This is a genomic window from Marinobacter salicampi (assembly GCF_011074795.1).
Lineage (GTDB): Bacteria > Pseudomonadota > Gammaproteobacteria > Pseudomonadales > Oleiphilaceae > Marinobacter > Marinobacter salicampi.
Genome location: NZ_JAAMPF010000019.1, coordinates 50,970 through 69,837, shown reverse-complemented (window position 1 = coordinate 69,837; position 18,868 = coordinate 50,970). Strand labels below are relative to the sequence as shown.

General features: G+C 60.1%; 16 protein-coding genes. 13 read left to right on the top strand and 3 right to left on the bottom strand.

The window, feature by feature from the left end; translation table 11 throughout:
- The first annotated feature begins 14 nt into the window (after window positions 1–14).
- Window positions 15–1,343, top strand: coding sequence for a PilZ domain-containing protein (locus G7W63_RS12710; RefSeq protein ID WP_166258550.1), 1,329 nt, complete (start codon window positions 15–17; stop codon window positions 1,341–1,343).
- Between the two features lie 18 nt (window positions 1,344–1,361).
- The gene (locus tag G7W63_RS12705) at window positions 1,362–3,917 is read left to right on the top strand and encodes an EAL domain-containing protein (RefSeq protein WP_166258547.1); all 2,556 of its coding nucleotides are present in this window, start codon (window positions 1,362–1,364) and stop codon (window positions 3,915–3,917) included.
- A gap of 23 nt (window positions 3,918–3,940) precedes the next feature.
- On the opposite strand, the gene G7W63_RS12700 is transcribed toward G7W63_RS12705, so the two are convergent.
- The 3 genes from G7W63_RS12700 to G7W63_RS12690 all read right to left on the bottom strand — a co-directional run bounded on the left by G7W63_RS12700 (window position 3,941) and on the right by G7W63_RS12690 (window position 7,283).
- Complete coding sequence (locus G7W63_RS12700; RefSeq protein ID WP_166258544.1) at window positions 3,941–4,276, bottom strand: TraR/DksA family transcriptional regulator; 336 nt, start codon at window positions 4,274–4,276, stop codon at window positions 3,941–3,943.
- A 65-nt stretch (window positions 4,277–4,341) separates the two neighbouring features.
- Window positions 4,342–5,547 (bottom strand): MFS transporter, encoded by a 1,206-nt coding sequence (locus tag G7W63_RS12695; RefSeq protein WP_207308950.1) that lies wholly within the window; start codon window positions 5,545–5,547, stop codon window positions 4,342–4,344.
- Window positions 5,544–7,283: an isocitrate/isopropylmalate family dehydrogenase gene (locus tag G7W63_RS12690; protein WP_166258541.1), complete on the bottom strand. Its 1,740-nt coding sequence runs from the start codon at window positions 7,281–7,283 to the stop codon at window positions 5,544–5,546. Before G7W63_RS12690 ends, G7W63_RS12695 begins: the two co-directional genes overlap by 4 nt.
- A gap of 474 nt (window positions 7,284–7,757) precedes the next feature.
- Between G7W63_RS12690 and G7W63_RS12685 the strand changes: the two genes are divergently transcribed.
- The 11 genes from G7W63_RS12685 to G7W63_RS12635 all read left to right on the top strand — a co-directional run bounded on the left by G7W63_RS12685 (window position 7,758) and on the right by G7W63_RS12635 (window position 18,861).
- A complete protein-coding gene (locus tag G7W63_RS12685; protein ID WP_166258539.1) occupies window positions 7,758–9,245 on the top strand; it encodes a SulP family inorganic anion transporter in 1,488 nt (495 codons plus the stop codon).
- A 76-nt stretch (window positions 9,246–9,321) separates the two neighbouring features.
- The gene (locus G7W63_RS12680) at window positions 9,322–10,173 is read left to right on the top strand and encodes a universal stress protein (RefSeq protein WP_166258651.1); all 852 of its coding nucleotides are present in this window, start codon (window positions 9,322–9,324) and stop codon (window positions 10,171–10,173) included.
- A 59-nt stretch (window positions 10,174–10,232) separates the two neighbouring features.
- Window positions 10,233–11,318 carry a calcium/sodium antiporter gene (locus G7W63_RS12675; protein ID WP_166258536.1) on the top strand — a complete coding sequence of 362 codons (1,086 nt, stop codon included), beginning with the start codon at window positions 10,233–10,235 and terminating at the stop codon, window positions 11,316–11,318.
- A gap of 160 nt (window positions 11,319–11,478) precedes the next feature.
- On the top strand, window positions 11,479–13,080 hold the full coding sequence (locus G7W63_RS12670; protein ID WP_242634415.1) for a serine/threonine-protein kinase: 1,602 nt from the start codon (window positions 11,479–11,481) through the stop codon (window positions 13,078–13,080).
- A complete protein-coding gene (locus G7W63_RS12665; protein WP_166258533.1) occupies window positions 13,080–13,829 on the top strand; it encodes a PP2C family protein-serine/threonine phosphatase in 750 nt (249 codons plus the stop codon). The genes G7W63_RS12670 and G7W63_RS12665 overlap by 1 nt, the downstream gene beginning before the upstream one ends.
- A gap of 39 nt (window positions 13,830–13,868) precedes the next feature.
- On the top strand, window positions 13,869–14,222 hold the full coding sequence (locus tag G7W63_RS12660; RefSeq protein WP_166258530.1) for an FHA domain-containing protein: 354 nt from the start codon (window positions 13,869–13,871) through the stop codon (window positions 14,220–14,222).
- A gap of 69 nt (window positions 14,223–14,291) precedes the next feature.
- Entirely contained in the window at window positions 14,292–15,068 is a 777-nt protein-coding gene (modA, locus tag G7W63_RS12655; RefSeq protein WP_242634414.1) for a molybdate ABC transporter substrate-binding protein, read from the top strand.
- A gap of 21 nt (window positions 15,069–15,089) precedes the next feature.
- Window positions 15,090–15,767, top strand: coding sequence for a molybdate ABC transporter permease subunit (gene modB, locus G7W63_RS12650; protein ID WP_166258527.1), 678 nt, complete (start codon window positions 15,090–15,092; stop codon window positions 15,765–15,767).
- The gene (modC, locus tag G7W63_RS12645) at window positions 15,764–16,852 is read left to right on the top strand and encodes a molybdenum ABC transporter ATP-binding protein (protein WP_166258524.1); all 1,089 of its coding nucleotides are present in this window, start codon (window positions 15,764–15,766) and stop codon (window positions 16,850–16,852) included. Before modB ends, modC begins: the two co-directional genes overlap by 4 nt.
- A 63-nt stretch (window positions 16,853–16,915) precedes the next feature.
- A complete protein-coding gene (locus G7W63_RS12640) occupies window positions 16,916–18,196 on the top strand; it encodes an MgtC/SapB family protein (protein ID WP_166258521.1) in 1,281 nt (426 codons plus the stop codon).
- A complete protein-coding gene (locus tag G7W63_RS12635; protein ID WP_207308949.1) occupies window positions 18,196–18,861 on the top strand; it encodes a transglycosylase SLT domain-containing protein in 666 nt (221 codons plus the stop codon). The genes G7W63_RS12640 and G7W63_RS12635 overlap by 1 nt, the downstream gene beginning before the upstream one ends.
- Window positions 18,862–18,868 lie beyond the last annotated feature (7 nt).

Genomic DNA, 18,868 nt, shown 5'->3' with positions numbered 1-18,868 from the left:
GTCGAGGGCCAGCCATGAGAACCCTGCATGGGGAGTATCGACGGCATTTGCGGTCCGGGATCAGGGTCCCGGTCGTTCTGAAGTATGCCAATCACGCCATTCAAGCCAGAACATTGGATATCTCGTCTAGCGGGCTACGCCTGAAAAGGCCGGAGCACTTGTACCTCCGCCCGGGCGAGGTCATTGACGTAGATTTTCCCGACAATGCCGATTTGTCGGTAGAGGCCACAGTGGCCTATACCGGGAAGTCCCACATTGGTTTGCAGTTTTACCGCAAACGCTTTTCCGACGACGAACTGAATGAGCTCTATGACATTGCCCCGTCCTGGCAGCGCCTGGTTGCCAGCGGTAAACGCGCGCTCTGGCGGAACAGCCGGCGTTTTGCGATTCTGTCGGCCAATACCTTTCTGCGCTCCCCTATTCATGCCCTCGCCAGGCCGCATTTCGTGTTTGCGGTTTACGGCAACAGGCAACAGGCCGGGTCTTATTTCACGCCATGGATGGCAGAGCGCATGCCGTCCAATCTGGTGCTTGGATTCATTCGCAACGCGGATATGCGCGGGCTGTTGGTGGCATCGCAATACATGGAAGATGAGCTGGAGGAAGATTCCGAAAAGGTCCGGCATTACATAGACCAGTTACGGCGGGACTATCCTGATGCAAAGCGGATCGCGCTGGTCGGGCGGCTGCCAAACTTTGTTATGAAAGCAGGCATCGAGATTACTGACCCGCTGGTGGAGGGGAGCCTGGGCACCCGATACATGATCTGGGACGTGGCGAGGCAAATGCGTGAGCGCCCCCAGTACAGCCAGCAGACCAGCATTGTGGTCCTCGGAGGCGCCGGGCGCATCGGCAATGCCGTGTGTCGCGATCTTACAGGTCTGTTTGACAAGGTGATCGGGTTTGATCCGCGCTATGAAGAGGACACTGAACTGGACACCGGCAAGGGCACGGTTCTGCAGACCTCCAAACTGTCCCACCTAGCGGAGGAACTGCTCTTCATTGGTTTGACTACCCATGGCGATGCCGTTCTCGACCTCCAGCAATATATAAGCCCAGGGGCCCTGATCGCGGATGACACCCACCCCTGCATAAGCATGGCAGCCCGGGAACGCCTGCAGGCAAGGGAAATTGCGGTGGAAAAGGTGGTGCTTTCCCACGAGGAGTTCATGATGTGGCCACGCCTGCCGGCCTGGAACAATCGGGATATCCCGGGATGCCTGGTCGAGGCCCTGGTCCTGCTGCGCCAGCCAGATGTGGTGGAAGGCACCTTTGCCGATTTTTGCCAGGAGGCCGAGTTTCTTGGCTTTACCGGTCGCCTGATCAGTCCCCTGAACGAATAGGTTGAACACGGATCCACCATGATGAAACGCAAGAACCGGGCGGCAGGCTTACTGGTGGTATGCCTCTTGTGGGCCTTTACCGTCAGCGCTCAAGAACTGACGGTTCAGGGCAACACCGGGCAGTACGTTCTAAACAGTCATCTCGAGTACTTTCTGGCCGCTGACCGCTCCCTTGAACAGGCACTGCAACGGCAACAGTGGCAGGAAAAGCATGACGACAGCGTTCTGAATCTGGGGTTCACCGGCCAGCCGGTGTGGCTCAGGACCTCCCTGAACATCCCCGAACCCATGACCCGTCAGTGGTATGTGGTGATTCCCTACCCCCTGCTGGAAGAGGTGGACCTCTACCTGCTGCGTGACGGGCAAACGCCGGCGATCTACCACACCAGTCGCCAGGAGGTCGATGATCGACGGGAACAGGCTCACAGCTACCAGGTGGCGCTGCCATTACCCCGTGACCTGAACGGCCAGGTGGATGTGTACCTGAAGGCAAAATCGGCGACCTCTCTGCAGGTGCCGGTCGAGCTCTGGCGAGAGGACCACCTGCTGATCCAGTTTTCTAAGCAGAGCCTCTATTGGGGCGCCTTTTTCGGGGTGATGTGTGCCCTGGTGATCTACAACCTGTTCCTGTTCCTGTCCATCCGGGATCTGGCCTACGGCTATTACGTGCTGTACATAGGCTCGATCAGCCTGCTGGTGCTCTGCATCTCCGGGGTAGGAGGTGCCTGGATCTGGACCGGGCAGCCGCTGCTGCCCCGGTACGCCCTGCCCGTCAGCACCGCCTTTGCGTCTCTTTTTGCCTTGCTGTTCGCACGCAGCTTCCTCAAGTGGCAGGACATTTCGCCCCGTTGGGACCGCAGCATGAAAATCGCGGCCGGGCTGACCGGGGTGCTGATCGCCTACACCTGGGTGGACCCCATAAACGGCGCCCAGCTCGCCGGTCTGCTTGGTACCCTGGTGATTTTCCTGCTCATCGCCGTGGGATTGGCAAGTCTGAGGGCGGGCGTGGTCATTGCCCGTTTTTTCGTGCTGGCCTGGGCGACCTTTGCCCTGGGGGCTTCCCTGTACCTGCTGAGTGTCTTCGATTTTCTGCCGGTTAATCTCGTCACCACCCATGCCATGCAGGTTGGCTCGGTCGCTGAGGTGCTGCTGCTTTCCTTCGCCCTGGCCCATCGCATCAAGGACGAGCGGTCACGCAAGCTGGCGGCACTGCGGAAACAACAGATGGCCGAGCGCCAGGTCCGGGCTCTGGAAATGCAGTCCCTTGACAAGGCCATGCACGATTCAATCACCGGGATGCCCAATGTCTTCCTGCTCAACCAGCAATTACAGGCAATGTTGAGCCGAAACAGGCAGATTGCGCTGACACTGGTCCACTACCCTCAGGTCAAGGAGATCGCATCCAGTATGGGCCACAGGCTGGCAGAAGAAATGTTCTGTGAGCTGGTTGCCAAGATCAACCGCACCCTGGCCCGTATTGACGGGGTGGTCTGCCTTGAAAACAGGCAGGCCGCCTACCTTGCCATTCCTGAATTCGGTTCGGTGGCCTTCCTGATGGATCTCAGGCAATTGGAGGGAGACTTGCAGCCCTCCATCGAACAGGCAGTGGGGAACCATGAAATCGCGGTTCAGGCCGTCAGGCTGCCGGTGTTCATGAATCTGCACTGCGGCGTCGCTATTGCCCCGGAGCACGGCCAGAGCAGCGAAATCCTCTACCAGCATGCCTCGGCGGCACGGGATCGCAGCGAATCTAGCAAGATTCCCGTGCAGGTCTATAACAACGGGATCTCCGACTTCGCACGGCGCCGCCTGGATCTGGTGACGGCCCTGCCGCCAGCCATTCTGGCCGGGGAGCTGGAGCTTTACCTGCAACCGCAGATGAACACGACCGGCCAGGAGCTGGTGGGCGCTGAGATACTGTTGCGCTGGCACAGTCCACGTTTTGGCACCGTACCCACCGGAGAAGTGATCGAAATTGCGGAAAATGCCGGCTTAATGGATCTTTTGTCGCGCTACATCGTGACCCAGGCCTGGAAAACCATGCGGATTCTGCAGGAAAGGCAGCTGCCCATTACCTGCAGCATCAACCTGTCGGTTCAGAATCTCACCAGCAGCCACTTCGTGGCCTTTGCACTGGCGGGACTCAGGGAAAGCGCCATTCCAACAAATCGGGTGATTTTCGAAGTGACGGAGACCGCCATGATGCACAACATGGAAGCCGTAACCGGGTCACTGCAGCAGATCGCCAGCAGCGGCTGCAAGGTTGCCCTGGACGATTTCGGCACAGGCTACTCCTCCCTGGCCTACCTGAGCCGCCTGCCCATCCACGAGCTGAAGATCGATGGCTGCTTCATAAGCCAGATGTGTTCCAGCCAGAATGACCTGGGCATCGTCCAGAATACCCTGACATTGGCACGTGCGCTAAACCTCGAAACCGTTGCCGAAGGTGTGGAAGACAATAACACCCGGGAGCTTCTCAGCCAGCTGGCCTGCCACCGGCTGCAGGGCTACCTGTTTGCCAGGCCGATGCCGTTGGAGAAATTCTGCGATTGGGCGCTGGCGCGGGAATACTGACACCGGCGGCGAGTCCGGCCTGACTACTGCGCACAGGTGATGCAGTAAAGGGAGGTAGGGTCGATCTCCAAACGCCGCGGGTTAATAGGTTCCCCACACTCCATGCAAAACCCGAAGTCATCATGATCTATACGAACAATGGCCGCTTCGATGAGCCGCAGCTGTTTATCCGCCCGGGTTTTACCGGCCACGGCGATGGCCTGGGTCTGCAGGGCATCCATGCGGGACAGTCGACCGGTACAGGACTGGTCCAGGCTCACAGTAGCTGAGATTTCGTCCCTGATGGAACTGGTGTCCAGAATGTCCTGCTTGAGCGCCAGAAGCTGGGCCCTGAATTGTTCACTCTCGGTCTGGTCCATATCTGCCTCCGCAAGCCCGTTAACGATACCTGAGCATAGTGCCTGATATGCCTGTAATCCACCTGTTACGCCGCTGACCTCGGTGTTCGAACAGTAGTCACCAATAAAGCACTGAAGCCAACCAGCACCGCCAGGCTACTGGCAATGAGCCAGGGCGAGGCACCCGCGTCAAGCATGGCGCCGATGAAAACCGGTGAGAGGGCCGTGGACAGGACCATGGCTGCCTGGGCCACGGAGCGTATGGCCCCGATATGCTTGATCCCATAGCGCTCGGGCCAGATGGCGCCGGCGGCCGCGCCTGTGCAGCCCAGGCTTACACCGGTCAGTGCCAGGTAGAGGTAAGGTGTCCAGGACTGGTCGGTGAAGGCTAGGACCAGCAGGCCACTGAATATTGGCGTCAGCCCCAGGGCAAGGGCTCGCTGGGCCCCTAACCTGTCCACCAGGGAGCCGGCGAAAAGCAGGCTCAGCAAATGGCCAGCAGCAAAGCCGGTAAAGGCCAGGGCAACCCTTTCGGGGGGCCAGTCCCGAAGATCCGCAATGGCGGCCTGGTGAAACAGCAGCGCTGTCACCGTAAACGGCACCGCGAGTGCGGCGGGGAGCAACCGGTAGAAACCCCGGTCCCGCAGCACCTGGGCCCGGGTATGGCCGGTAATGGGAGCTGAGCCGGCAGGTGTCTTCATCTGCAATGGGTGGGCAGCATTGCGGGCCAGTAGGAACAAGGCGGGCAAGGCCGCGAAGAGCAACACGGCCACGGCGATAAACCAGGGCAGTCGCCAGCCGCCCCACACCAGTATCAACCCCGCTGTGGCCGGCAGTATGGCCTCGGCCACCGGAAACCCCGCCGCTGTCAGGGCCATGATCTTGCCCCGGCTATGGACGAAGTAGCGTCCGGCCACGGTCATGCCCAGGTGGGACAGCATAGCCTGGCCGCCCAGGCGGGCGAGAAGGAAGCCCGGAATCAGCAGTGTCCAGTGGGGCGCGAGGCCGATCAGCAGGCACCCGGTGGCAAGCAGGCCGACCGCGAGAGTGGTGATGGCGGTCAGCGACCAGCGATCAGCCAGAGGGCCCAGTTTCAGCAGGACCCCGGCGGATACCAGCGTCGCCAGGCCATAGGTCAGGCCATAACTACTGTTGGCCAGATCGAAGGTGGCTCGTATGCCGCTGCCAAAAACCGAGAAAAAGAATGTCTGCCCGAACCCGGACGTCGCCGTTGCCAGAAACGCAAAGGCGGCCAGGGCCGGGTTCTCCCGGACAAAACCCGGCAGCTTCACGACGGCAGGCGTTCTGCCATGGCATCCAGGAAGCCATACATATCCACCATCTGTTCGGTGTCAGGGCTGGTGGTCTTGCCCTTGAGGTCAGCCGTCACAATACCGTCGCCGACGGTACTTTTTAGCGCTTCCTTGAGCGCGGCCGCATAGTCAGCCAGGGGCACGTTCTCTTCACGCTCCCCGAGGGTTTCCAGTGCATTGGCCAGGGCAAACACCAGGGCGGACGGGTTGAAGTGGGCCTCCTTGCCATTGCTCTCCAGGTATTTCTGGTAGAGGTCGTGGGCGGTGCCGTGGGGTGCCTCGAACAGCATGATGCCGGCGTTGCTTTCGATAATGGAGCTGGCGGTGGCCAGGCTTCCACCCAGGGCGGCGGAAATATCGGAAAAGATGTCGCCGTCCAGATTCTGGGACGGGTAAAGCGCGTTCCGGGGTGGGTCGGTAATCATCTTTTTCAGCTGGCTGGACGGGCGCATGATCATGAATGACGGCGGCGGCGTGTGATTCTGGGCCAGTTCCCGGCGCACTTCGGTGATCACGTTGCTGAAGACCTCGTCGTATTCCATGTATTCCCGCTTGAGGCCAAAGTAGACCTCTTTGTCCTTGCGGGAGGCGTCCCGGAACACCTGGCTGACCCAGTCCTTGATCGCGGTACGATCATTGGACATCAGCAAGATGGGGTCGCCCTGCTTCACGTGGCGGGCGTGCTTTTCAACGCCGTCGACAATTACCTTCAGGATGCCGTCTTCGTCCGCGGCCATGTTGAAGCTGCCGTACTGGTCCCCTCCCCCGGCGCTCATCCTTGAAATGGACACATGGGCGGCACGGTTGGGAATGCCGTATTCCTTGAGCTGGTTAATCAGCTTGAACAGTTTGCGGCCGGTGGTGTTGTCCGGCACACCCCAGAGCGCCCTTTCCGGCGGGTTGGAAACAATACGCGCGGCCTGGGCATCAATCAGCTCATAGTGGAACTGAAGACCCATGTCTTCGACGGTCGCCTGGTACTCAGCCTTGTAGATATCCTCGATGATCGCCCGCATGGCGCCGTCGTAGCCGGGGATCACGGTGTCCTTCAGGCCCAGGTAGATGTCCCGCTTCTCATTAATCGCGCGTTGGAAGAAGTTATGGGCCCAGACTTTGACATCGTCGATGTCATTGGTTGCCAGCAACAGGGGGTCGTCTTTCCTGATCTCGCGCCGGTGCAACTCCTCGGGATCGCCACTGCTACCCACGAACATCAGTTTGACGACGCCCGTGGCGGTGGACAGCTGGTTAAAACTGTTCTTGATGCCGCCCCGGTCCATGGTGTCCACTTCGATGTCGCGGCCGATCCACTCCGGCCGGCGGATGTTCAGGTTACGGAACTCGATGTCTTCCCGGGTAATGTTGCCGCCGATGCCCTTACGTATGGCACCGTTGGGGGATTTGATCGCCAGTGGATCCAGTTTCCTGCTGTTCACATCCGGATGTTTCTGGAGCAGTTCATCCAGCTGCTGCCGATTGACGGTCATGCCGGCGTTCTTGACGCCCACCCCGTGCTCCCGCAAGGCTTCGATCGCGTCGGTCACCGCCTGGCCGTTAGTCAGCAGGCGATTTTCCGCAGACAGGTCAATCTCCTTGAGCTGGATGTCCAGGCGGGAGAGTACAAACCTGTCCAGGATCTGCTCGAACGCCACCTGCGCCATTTCATCCCCGTGGAGTATTACCAGGGGCGCGCCAACCTTGATTTTTCTGTCCATCGTTCTCTCCTTGCGTTGTCTGGCCGGGACCAGTCCTTGTTCTTACAGTCAGGCTACTATATCAAAACGGCTTTTGCCTTTACCCCTATGGCTAAGACCACCGCCTTCCAACCTGTGCAGGGGCTCCGCCCTACCCGCCCAGCCCCGGAACACCCTCGCCCGAACTAACCGGTGGTTACGTTCCTTCCGCGGTTCTGGTAGACTTCGCCGCCCTGATTTCAGCGACTTTCTGAAACCCTGACTGAGCCCGTAACCTCATGAGCAGCAGCAACCAGTTGACTCCACCCTAGCGTTCCCTCTCCGGGCTCCCTTGCGCTCCGCATCGCGCGCCTCCGGCCGATCCAGACAGCACGCCTTGTACAGGTAACCTGAGCAAGTGACCGGCGCTGGGCCGTCCTATAGCCAGGATCTCCCTGGTAAAGCGACACCGTTTAATAATCAAACCGATCTCTAATTCTTCACGGACTCGTGCACATGATTAATGCTTTAAAAACGAACTGGTTATCCAACATACGTGGCGACCTCCTGGCGGGCATAGTGGTGGCCTTGGCACTGATACCGGAGGCCATCGCGTTTTCCATCATCGCAGGAGTCGACCCGAAGGTCGGGCTTTACGCCTCGTTCTGTATCTGCGTGGTGATCGCGTTTGTCGGCGGACGGCCAGGCATGATCTCGGCGGCCACCGGGGCCATGGCGCTGCTCATGGTCACCCTGGTAAAAGAACATGGGCTGGAATACCTGCTGGCGGCAACGCTGCTGACCGGCGTCCTGCAGATTGCTGCCGGCTACCTGAAGCTGGGCGGCCTCATGCGGTTCGTCTCCCGCTCGGTGGTGACCGGCTTTGTTAACGCCCTGGCCATTCTCATTTTCATGGCGCAGCTGCCCGAACTGACCAACGTGACCTGGCATGTGTACGCCATGACAGCAGCCGGCCTCGGCATCATCTACCTCTTCCCTTACCTGCCGGTGGTTGGCCGTATCCTGCCTTCGCCGCTGGTCTGCATCGTAGTGCTGACGGCGGTCGCCATGTTCTACAACATCGATATACGCACCGTGGGTGACATGGGCCAACTGCCCGACACGCTGCCTATTTTCCTCTGGCCCGACGTGCCGTTGAACCTGGACACCCTGATGATCATCCTGCCATACGCTGTCGGCCTGGCAGTGGTGGGTCTTCTCGAGTCCATGATGACGGCGACCATTGTTGACGACCTCACCGACACCCCCAGCGACCGTAACAGGGAATGCCGCGGTCAGGGCATCGCCAACATTGGCTCCGGCCTGCTTGGGGGTATGGCCGGCTGTGCGATGATTGGCCAGTCCATCATCAACATCAAGTCCGGGGGCCGGACGCGTCTGTCCACCCTGGCTGCAGGCGTGTTTCTGATTCTCATGGTACTGGTACTGGACAACTGGCTGGTGCAGATTCCCATGGCCGCCCTGGTGGCAGTGATGATCATGGTTGCCATCGGTACCTTCAGCTGGGGTTCGATCAAAAACCTGAAGCAGCACCCGATGTCGACTAATATCGTGATGGTGGTCACTGTCGTGGTGGTGGTCGCCACCCACAACCTCGCTTACGGTGTATTGGCCGGTGTTCTGCTTGCGGCCCTGTTTTTTGCCAACAAGGTTGGACACTTCATGCTGGTCACGTCCGAATACGATGAAAACACCGACACTCGCACCTACAACGTGGTCGGCCAGGTGTTCTTCAGCTCCTCGGAGAAGTTCACGGCCTCCTTCGACTTCAAGGAAGCTGTCGACAATGTCGTCATTGACCTCAGTCGCGCCCATTTCTGGGACATAACGGCCGTCGGCGCCCTGGACAAGGCGGTGATCAAGTTCCGCCGGGAAGGCTCCGAGGTTGAAGTGATTGGCCTGAACAAAGCCAGTGCGACTATCGTGGACAGGTTCGGCGTCCATGATAAACCCGACGCCGTTGACCAGCTGATGGGCCACTGATATGACTGGATCACACGTAGGAAAAGACACTTTCGATCGGACCCATAAACAACAAGACACCGAAAGCGAGGTTGAGATGTTACGAGTAGTAGCCTGTATTGATGGCTCGCAAGCCTCCTCAGCTATTTGCGACTATGCGGCGTGGGCAAGTCACCGCATGGAAACACCGCTGTTGCTCCTGCACGTGCTGGACGAGGAGCGCTATCCGGCGGACCCCAACCTCACCGGCAACATCGGCCTTGGCAGCCGTGAGAAGCTGCTTGAAGAGCTGGCGGAACTGGACCAGAAGCGCAGCAAGCTGGCTCTCGAGCACGGCCATCACATGCTTGACGAGGCTGAACAGAGGGTCCGCCAGGCCGGCGTTACGGACATCGTCAAACGCCAGCGCCACGGTGACCTGACCGAATCCCTGCTGGCACTGGAAAGTCAGACCCGGCTTCTGGTCATGGGCCTGCATGGCGAAAGCAGCTCCGAGCGGGAGGTTCATATTGGCAGCCAGCTGGAAACCGTCATCCGCAGCGTTAATCGTCCCATTCTGCTGGTACCGGACGACTACGCGGCGCCGAAGAGCGCCATGCTGGCGTTCGATGGCAGTGCCACCGCTTTCAAAGGCATCGAGTTACTGGCCGGCACGCCAGTTTTCCGGGACATGCCCCTGCACCTGGTGATGATTGGCCCGGACACCAGCGATCGCTGGGAGCAACTGAAACGGGCTGAGAAAATGCTGAACGGCCTGGGCATCGACGTTACCCTCGCCATTCGCGCCGGCGACGTCGAAAAAGCCTTGCATGAATACCAGGAAGAGCATGATATTGACGTGCTTGTCATGGGGGCCTACGGGCACTCCAGAATCCGGCAGTTCCTGGTGGGAAGTACGACCACTACCATGCTCCAGACAGCACAGAAACCCCTGGTCATTCTTCGCTAGGAAGCCCCCAGGGGCCGGGCAACATTTTGATGCCCAAAAGGCACTGAGGGAATAGTTCTATGGCCATCCTCCTGTTCGTGATCGGGCTGGTTTTCCTGATTGTAGGCGCGGAAGTTCTGGTTCGGGGCGCGTCTCGTCTGGCGAGCGCCTTTGGTATTGCACCCCTGGTGGTTGGCCTTACTGTGGTCGCCTTTGGCACCAGCTCTCCGGAGCTGGCTGTCAGCATCGAATCCTCGCTGTCAGGTCAGGCCGGTATCGCCCTGGGTAACGTCATTGGCAGCAACATCTTCAACGTTCTGTTCATCCTGGGCATGGCAGCGCTGATTGTGCCACTGATTGTTTCGCAGCAGTTGGTGCGCGTTGACGTGCCGCTGATGATCGGGCTCTCGGTACTGGTCCTGCTGCTGTCGCTGGACGGCGCTCTGGGCTGGATCGACGGTCTGATCCTGGTGTTGGGCCTGGTAACCTACGTTACTTTCCTGATCATGCAGAGCCGGCGCCAGGGCCAGGAAACCGCTGCCCAGAACCGGGCCGATGGCGTGCCGGATGCCATTCCCGACAGTAAGAACAGCCTGGCCAAGAACCTGGCTTTCATTGCTGGCGGCCTGGTGCTGCTGGTTGTTGGGTCCGGCTGGCTGGTGGACAGTGCGGTGGCCTTTGCCAAGCACCTGGGAGTCAGCGAACTGGTGGTCGGGCTGACCATCGTTGCGGCCGGCACATCCCTTCCAGAAGTGGTTACCTCCCTGATTGCTGCCCTTCGGGGCGAGCGGGACATAGCCGTGGGTAACGTGGTGGGCAGCAATATCTTCAACCTGATGGGCGTACTGGGCATCGCCAGCATCATCGCCCCTGGCGGTATTGCCGTCAGCCCGGCTGTGCTCGGTTTCGACATGCCGGTCATGATCGCGGTCGCCCTGGCCTGCCTGCCCATTTTCTTTACCGGCGGCATCATCAGCCGGGCGGAGGGTGTGGTACTGCTGGCCTACTATGGGGCTTACACCCTTTACCTGATCATGGCGGCTTCCCACCACGACTCCCTGGAAGGCTTTGGCGTCGCAATGCTTTACTTTGTGCTGCCGCTGACTGTCATTACCCTTACCGTGATCGCCATACAGGAGCTCAGGAAACGACGCTCCGCCGGGTAAATAACCGAGGCGTACAAGTCCTTACAAAAAGCCACAAAACATCCTGTGCCGCTTGCTCCGGGTCTTCCTACACTGAGCGGCATCCGGCTATGTATCCTGTTGTGGAGTAAGGGCTATTTTCTATCTGCTGTCACGCCTGTTCAGCCTGCGCTCGCTGGTTGTGGCCTTCGCCCTGGTGGTTGGTCTTGCCATCCTGCCTGTGGGGCCGGATTTGTCTGGCCTCGGGCAGCTTGACCGCTCCCTCTACGACCTGGTCACCTCGGCATCGGCCTCAAGTTCAGGGCTGACTGCTGAGCAGTTCTCTGCCCTGCTGTCAGCCAAAGCCATACAGGTGCCCTCCTGGGCACTGCACGCCCTGATAGCCTGCCTGGGGCTCAGCGCGCTTTTTCTTGTAGCGCTTGTGCCGGCCATGACCACACCCATGGCAAGCCTGGTTACTGTTCTACTGATCGCTGCCATGTTTATTGGCCAGTCGGTGCTGCTGTTGTATCGCCAGACCTGGCTGCCGCTGGGGCCGGTGATCACCTTCCTTGGGGCGGGCTTTGTCATCATGCTGTTCTGGCTGCGGCCTTACCGTCAGATCCAGGCGCTTGAGAACAATGTGCTGGACGCCCGCTATCAGCTGGCGCGCTTGCTGCTGCAAAAAGGTGAGTCAGACGGCGCCCTGGCGGCTCTGGCCCAGTGCCCTGCGGACGATGACATCCTCGACCTACAATACGACATTGCCATCGCCCTTGAGCGCAAGCGCAACTACGAAGCGGCCGCCCGTACCTACCACCAGATAATTGCCAGCTCCAGAAACTTCCGCGATGTGAAGGAACGCCTGGCGAGCGTCGAACAGGTCACTACCCATTATTCCGACAGCGGTACGGTCTCCCTTGAGGCTACCCGCACCCTGGTGATGCCGGACCAGAAAGTCAGCAAGCCGACCCTCGGGCGCTATCAGGTCGAGCGGGAACTGGGCCGCGGCGCCATGGGTGTGGTTTACCTGGGCAAAGACCCCCGCATCGCCCGTACCGTGGCCATCAAGACCTTCAGCTACAGCCAGTTCGAAGGCGCGGAGCTTGCCGACCTCAAGGCCCGCTTTTTCCGGGAGGCCGAAGCGGCCGGGCGCCTGAATCACCCTGACATTGTGACGGTGTATGACGTGGGCGAGGAGGCCGACCTGGCGTTTATCGCCATGGACTACGCCAGTGGCAAACCCCTCAGCGCATTCAGTAAACCGAAAGGCCTGCTGCCTTTGCCGGTTGTGCTGGACCTGATGGCCCGGGTCGCGGAAGCGCTGGACTATGCCCACAGCCAGAAGATCGTTCACCGGGACATCAAGCCCGGCAATATCATCTTTAACCCGAAGTCCGGCGACATGAAGATTACCGATTTCGGCATCGCCAGAATCACCGACGACTCCGCCACCCGAACCGGCAGCATCATGGGCAGCCCGTTGTATATGTCACCGGAGCAGCTCAAGGGCCAGAAGGTTACCGGGGCCTCGGACATTTACAGCCTGGGCGTCACCCTTTACCGTCTGTTATCAGGGCAGACGCCGTTCCAGGGCGATTCCCTGGCAAACCTGACCTACCAGGTACTGAACAAGCGGCCACGCAGTGTGCGGGAGTTCCAGCCGGACGTTCCCGACGCTGCGGTGCGGATTATCAACAAGGCCATTCAGCGGGAGCCCGGCAAGCGGTTTGCCAGCGCCGGCGAGATGGCCCAGGCGTTGCGTCGGGCCGCCGCCCGTCACACCAGCAAGGAGGCTTCATAATGGCTCTGTCAGCAACCGGGGTGACCGATACCGGCACCAAGCGGGCCACCAACCAGGACGCTATCGCCTGCCGTGTAAGCGATGATGGTGAAGCCGCCCTGGCGATTGTAGCCGATGGCATGGGCGGCTATGAGGGTGGCGGGATAGCCAGCCAGCTTGCAGTGGATGCCCTGCTGGAAGTGCTTGAACCTGCCCTGGTGAATTCAGCGCTGGACGCCGTCTCGGTGGAAGAGCTGATCCAGCAGGCCATCGACAGGGCGAGCGACAGCATAGCCCGCGCCCAGAACCGGGACAGCTCGTTGAGCAAAATGGGCACCACGGTTGTGCTGGCCTGGGTACTGGGTCACCGGGTGCATGTGGCTCACCTGGGGGATTCGCGCTGTTATCGGGTTCCGGGCAGTGGACCTGTCGAGCTCAAGACCCGTGACGACACCGTGGTCCAGAACATGGTGGACGATGGCAGCATCACCGCAGCGGAAGCACCCCGGGTGCCGTTCCGCAATGTGCTGACCCGGGCCCTGGGCTCGTCGTCCGACGTCACCGCCAGCTTCGGTTATTTCGAGCTGGCTCCGGGCGACTGTCTGCTGCTGTGCTCCGATGGCCTTACCGACGCTGTGCCAGACAGTGAATGGCGTGATCTTTTGAATGACAGCCCCGGTTCACTGGAAGCCAGGGCCCGGAACTTACTTGAACAGAGCCTTGATAATCAGGCGGCGGACAATGTGTCCATCGTTCTGGTCCAGGGCTGAGTCCCTTCCTCTCGCATTACTGTCTCACAGGAGATACCTATGGCGGCACTTTCCCAACTGGTAGACAATGTGGTGGTTCATACCTTTGAACTCACCGGCCCTCAAACACGGGTCGGACGTCATCCGGACAACGATATCTGCATTGACGAGCTGTCGGTCAGCAGCCGTCATGCCCTGATCGAGGCAGTGGTCAACTCCTATCTTAACGATACGGTGGATTACTACATAAACGACCGGGATAGCACCAATGGCACCTTTATCAATGACGTGCGGATACAGGACCGCCAGCGCCTGAACAGTCATGACCTGGTCAGGATCGGCTGGAACCTGTTCCGCTTTGTGGATGAAGATGAAAGCAGCCTCGAGAAAACCGCCTATATTCTCGAGGAATAAGCGTTCTCGGGGAACACGCTCTCGTGAGGAGCAAACCCTATTTACCAACGCCATCAGGAGGCCTCCCAGGTGACAGCCCTGACCGGAACCCAGCCCTGGCTCATGGTCATGCTCCTGGTCGTTGCCCTGCAAGCCGCCCCGGCCCGGGCAGCCGAGGCGCTGGTAGCGGTAGCCTCCAACTTTTCTGCAACCGCGGAAGCCCTGGCCCAGCGCTTCGAAGCACAGACAGGCCATACCATAACCTTCAGTTTTGGCTCCACCGGCAAGCTCTACGCTCAGATAGCCCATGGCGCGCCCTTCGATGCATTTCTCGCCGCCGATGAGGAGCGCCCCGCCCGGGCAGAGGCCGAGGGTCATGCCCTGCCTGGTTCGCGCTTCACCTATGCCGAGGGCAAACTGGTATTGTGGAGCCCGGTTGCAGGCCGCTTCGAAGAGGGTGAGGCTTGGCTGATGCAGCAGGACTTCCGTCGGCTGGCCATCGCCAACCCGAAAACGGCACCCTACGGCCGCGCGGCCCGGGACCTGCTTGAACAGCTTGGCATTATCGACCAGGTGCAAAAGCGTCTGGTTCGGGGTGAATCCATCGCCCAGGCGTTCCAGTTTGCCGCTACCCGCAACACCGATGCAGGCCTGGTTGCCCTCGCCCAACTGAGCGACGAAGACACGCAGAACGGCAGCTACTGGCCCGTTCCCGAGCACTACTATGAGCCGATCTACCAACAGGCGGTATTGCTGATGCGGGGCCAGGACAACGAAGCCGCCCGGGACTGGCTTGAATTCCTGCAACAACCCGAGGCGCTTGAGCTGATTGAACAGCACGGTTATGGCACAGTAACGACGCCCTGACGTTATGGAAACACAGCATCGATGGATACCGAATGGCAAGCGGTCTGGCTGACACTCAAGCTGGCGACCGTCACAACCCTGATTCTCATGGTGGTTGGCACCCCCATTGCCTGGTGGCTGGCCCGCAGCCGGCACTGGCTACGCCAGCCCATCGCCGCCATTGTAGCCCTGCCCCTGGTGCTTCCGCCCACGGTGCTGGGTTTCTACCTGCTGGTACTGCTGGGGCCGGATGGGCCCCTCGGCGAACTGACCACTTCGCTGGGGCTGGGCACCCTACCCTTCACCTTTGAGGGCCTGGTATTTGCCTCGGTTCTGTCGTCTCTGCCATTCACCGTGCAACCCCTCCAGAACGCCTTTGAAGCGGTCAGCAGCCGTATGCTAGAGGTTGCCGCGACCCTGCGGGCATCGGCGTGGGACAGTTTCTTTACCATCGCTGTACCCCTTGCGCGCTCCGGCTTCCTGACCGCTGCGGTGCTGTCCTTTGCCCATACCATTGGCGAGTTCGGGGTCGTACTAATGATCGGCGGCAACATTCCCGGCGAGACGCGGGTGATTTCCGTCGCCATCTATGACCATGTGGAAACCCTGGAATACGATAAGGCCCATGCCCTGGCCGCAGGCATGCTGGGCTTTTCCTTTGTGGTGCTGGTCAGCCTGTACCTGATCAATGGCCGCCTCAACAACCGGAGAGCTTTATGACCCAGGCTGACCAGGAATCCGGCCTGGCCATAAAAATCAGAAAGTCGCTCCCCGGCTTCACTCTGGATGTGGACCTGGCCCTGCCCGGGCAGGGTGTTACGGCCGTGTTTGGCCCTTCAGGCTGTGGCAAGACCACTCTGCTGCGCTGTGTTGCAGGCCTGGACGCTGCAGAGGGCGAAGTCATCATTAATGGCGATGTCTGGCTGCGAGGCAATGAACACAGGCCGGTTCACCACCGACCCCTGGCCTATGTGTTCCAGGAAACCAGCCTGTTTCCCCATCTGACCGTGCAGCAGAACCTGGACTACGGCTTCAGCCGGGTAGCGAAACCAGAGCGCCTGGTGACCATGGCCCAGGCGACCGAGTGGCTCGGCATCGAACATATGCTCACACGCCGGCCCCACAGGCTCTCCGGAGGCGAGCGCCAGCGCGTAGCCATCGCCCGGGCCCTGCTAACCAGCCCCAGGCTGCTGCTGATGGACGAACCCCTGTCGGCCCTTGATCATGCCAGCCGGCGCGACATTCTGCCCTACCTGGAGCGTCTTCACGGTGAACTGGCGATTCCGGTGCTTTATGTTACCCACTCGCCTGACGAACTGGCCCGGATTGCCGACCACGTGGTGATGATGAACCGGGGCGAAGTAACGGCGGTCGGTAACCTCACCGATGTGACCGCCCGCATGGACCTGGCCAACCGTGATAATGACGACCCGGGGGTGATACTGGATGCCATCATCGGTTACCGGGAAAGCAAGTGGCACCTGTGCCGTGCTGAATTCGAAGGTGGCGGACTCTGGGTAAGGGATAACGGCCTGCCCGAGGGTACAACGGTAAGGCTTCGTGTTCTGGCCCGGGATGTCAGCCTCGCCTCATCAAGGCATGACGACCAAAGCATACTGAACCTGCTGCCGGCAACGGTGAAGGAGATCGCTCCCGGGGGTCATCCGTCCAATGCGCTGGTCCGGCTGGATTTGAACCCGCGACCATTGCTGGCCCGCCTGACCCGTCGCTCGGTAGACCGTCTTGAACTGGCACCGGGTCGGAAGGTCTGGGTTCAGGTCAAATCCGTGGCAGTGCTGGATTAGCCGGGACGGTGTTCATAGACTGACAGGACAAACCGGAAACAACAGAGGACCCGCAAAACAACAATGGATGACGTCACCAGTGCTCTGATCGAGAACAATCCTGATGTGGTCGGGTTGACCGTGGCCCTGTTACTGGGCGCGCTCATTGGCCTCGAACGGGGCTGGGGCGCCCGACACAAGAAGCCCGGTGAGCGTATCGCAGGCATTCGCACCCATGCCCTGGTCGGGCTGCTGGGGGGGATCTCAGCCCTGCTTACCCGGGATATGACCAATTGGGCTTTCCCGGCCATGTTCATAGGGCTTATCGGCGTATGCCTGATTGCGTACCGGGCGCGGACCAGCAATGTGCAGGACTACAGCATCACCGGCATCATTGGGTTGCTGCTCACCTTCTGTTTTGGCGCTATTGCCGTGTCCACGAGCCTTATGGTCGCCACCACGGCGGCTGTGGTCACCGCCATCATTCTGGATAACAAGCAGGAAATACACGGGCTGATGAACCGGCTTGAGGCCCATGAACTGGATGCGGGGCTCAAACTGCTGCTGATCTCGGTGGTGATGCTGCCGATTCTACCGGACCAGGACATGGGGCCAGGTGGCGCGCTCAACCCTTATGAAATCTGGTGGCTGGTGGTTCTGATCGCCTCGGTTTCGTTCGTGGGTTATTTCGCCATCAAGGTGGGCGGCACTGAAAAAGGCCTGTTGTTCACCAGCCTGTTTGCCGGCATAACCTCGTCAACCGCCCTGACCCTGCATTTTGCCCGCCAGTCCAGGGCCGCGCCGGAGCTCAGCCCGATTCTGGGATCCGGCATACTGCTTGCCGCCGGTACGATCTTCCCACGCATACTGGTCTATTGCGCACTAATCAATCCCAACCTGATTGCGACCCTGTGGGCGCCAGTGCTGGTCATGGCGCTGACCCTTTACCTGCCAGCGATGCTCCTTTGGCGCCGGGACCGCAAGCACATTGAGTTCAAACAGCCAGAGCTGAAACAGAACCCCCTGGACCTTAAATCGGCCCTTGTGTTCGGGGTGCTTCTGACCATGATCTTCCTGTTCGGTGAACTGCTTCGGGACTGGCTGGGCAATGTCGGCATCTACATGTTGGCCGCCACCTCCGGCATTGCCGATGTCGATGCCATCACCCTGTCCCTGACCCGCATGTCACAAACGGACATAACTGCCCAGACTGCGATTATCGGGATCGTCATCGCGGCCTCGGTCAATAACCTGGTCAAGGTCGGCATTGCCGCTGGCATAGGTACCCGGCAGCTTGCTGCCCGACTGGTTGTGCCCATTGCCCTGTCACTGGTAACCGGGCTCGCCACAGCCTGGGCCGTCTGATGGACAGACTGGTGCTGAAAAACCGGCTTAGGCATCGGGTGCTTCCTGTGGTTTTTATCATGCTCCTGGCATGGCTGATCGGTGGTTTTGAGATACTGGTGCCAGCGCCACCACAGAACCAGAACGACATCTGTGAAATTTTCAGCGACCACCCGGACTGGTACGACTATGCCCGCGCCTCCGAGCAGCGCTGGGGCATACCCATTCCGATACAGATGGCCTTTGTTCACTACGAGTCATCGTTCCGCAGCCATGTCCGGCCGCCCCGCACCCGGCTCTTTGGCCTGATCCCCTGGGCTCGGCCATCGACAGCCTACGGCTACGCCCAGGCGCTGGACCCGGCCTGGGCCGACTATATGAAGGAGGCCGGCGGGCTCTACGCCCAGCGCACCCAGATGCAGCACGCTCTCGATTTTATCGGCTGGTATAACCACAAGAGCCTGGAAGGTCTCGACATAGCTCCCACCAACGCCCACCACCTGTACCTGGCCTACCACGAAGGCCGTACGGGTTACCTGCGCGGCTCCTTTCGAAACAAACCCAGCGTACAGAAGGTGGCCCGCCGGGTCGCTGCCAAAGCCGCAAGCTACACCGCCCAGCTTCCCCACTGCGAAGCCGAGTTGCGGTGCCGGCGATTCTACCAGTTTCCCCCTTTCTGTAGCTGACCCGGGC

Excerpts from the sequence above, each read along its gene's own strand:
- G7W63_RS12690 (WP_166258541.1), bottom strand. The coding sequence starts at position 7,283 with ATGGACAGAAAAATCAAGGTTGGCGCGCCCCTGGTAATACTCCACGGG.
- G7W63_RS12700 (WP_166258544.1), bottom strand. The coding sequence starts at position 4,276 with ATGGACCAGACCGAGAGTGAACAATTCAGGGCCCAGCTTCTGGCGCTC.
- G7W63_RS12640 (WP_166258521.1), top strand. The coding sequence starts at position 16,916 with ATGGATGACGTCACCAGTGCTCTGATCGAGAACAATCCTGATGTGGTC.
- modB (WP_166258527.1), top strand. The coding sequence starts at position 15,090 with ATGGATACCGAATGGCAAGCGGTCTGGCTGACACTCAAGCTGGCGACC.
- modC (WP_166258524.1), top strand. The coding sequence starts at position 15,764 with ATGACCCAGGCTGACCAGGAATCCGGCCTGGCCATAAAAATCAGAAAG.
- G7W63_RS12705 (WP_166258547.1), top strand. The coding sequence starts at position 1,362 with ATGATGAAACGCAAGAACCGGGCGGCAGGCTTACTGGTGGTATGCCTC.
- G7W63_RS12680 (WP_166258651.1), top strand. The coding sequence starts at position 9,322 with ATGTTACGAGTAGTAGCCTGTATTGATGGCTCGCAAGCCTCCTCAGCT.
- G7W63_RS12660 (WP_166258530.1), top strand. The coding sequence starts at position 13,869 with ATGGCGGCACTTTCCCAACTGGTAGACAATGTGGTGGTTCATACCTTT.
- G7W63_RS12675 (WP_166258536.1), top strand. The coding sequence starts at position 10,233 with ATGGCCATCCTCCTGTTCGTGATCGGGCTGGTTTTCCTGATTGTAGGC.
- G7W63_RS12710 (WP_166258550.1), top strand. The coding sequence starts at position 15 with ATGAGAACCCTGCATGGGGAGTATCGACGGCATTTGCGGTCCGGGATC.
- G7W63_RS12685 (WP_166258539.1), top strand. The coding sequence starts at position 7,758 with ATGATTAATGCTTTAAAAACGAACTGGTTATCCAACATACGTGGCGAC.
- G7W63_RS12665 (WP_166258533.1), top strand. The coding sequence starts at position 13,080 with ATGGCTCTGTCAGCAACCGGGGTGACCGATACCGGCACCAAGCGGGCC.
- G7W63_RS12635 (WP_207308949.1), top strand. The coding sequence starts at position 18,196 with ATGGACAGACTGGTGCTGAAAAACCGGCTTAGGCATCGGGTGCTTCCT.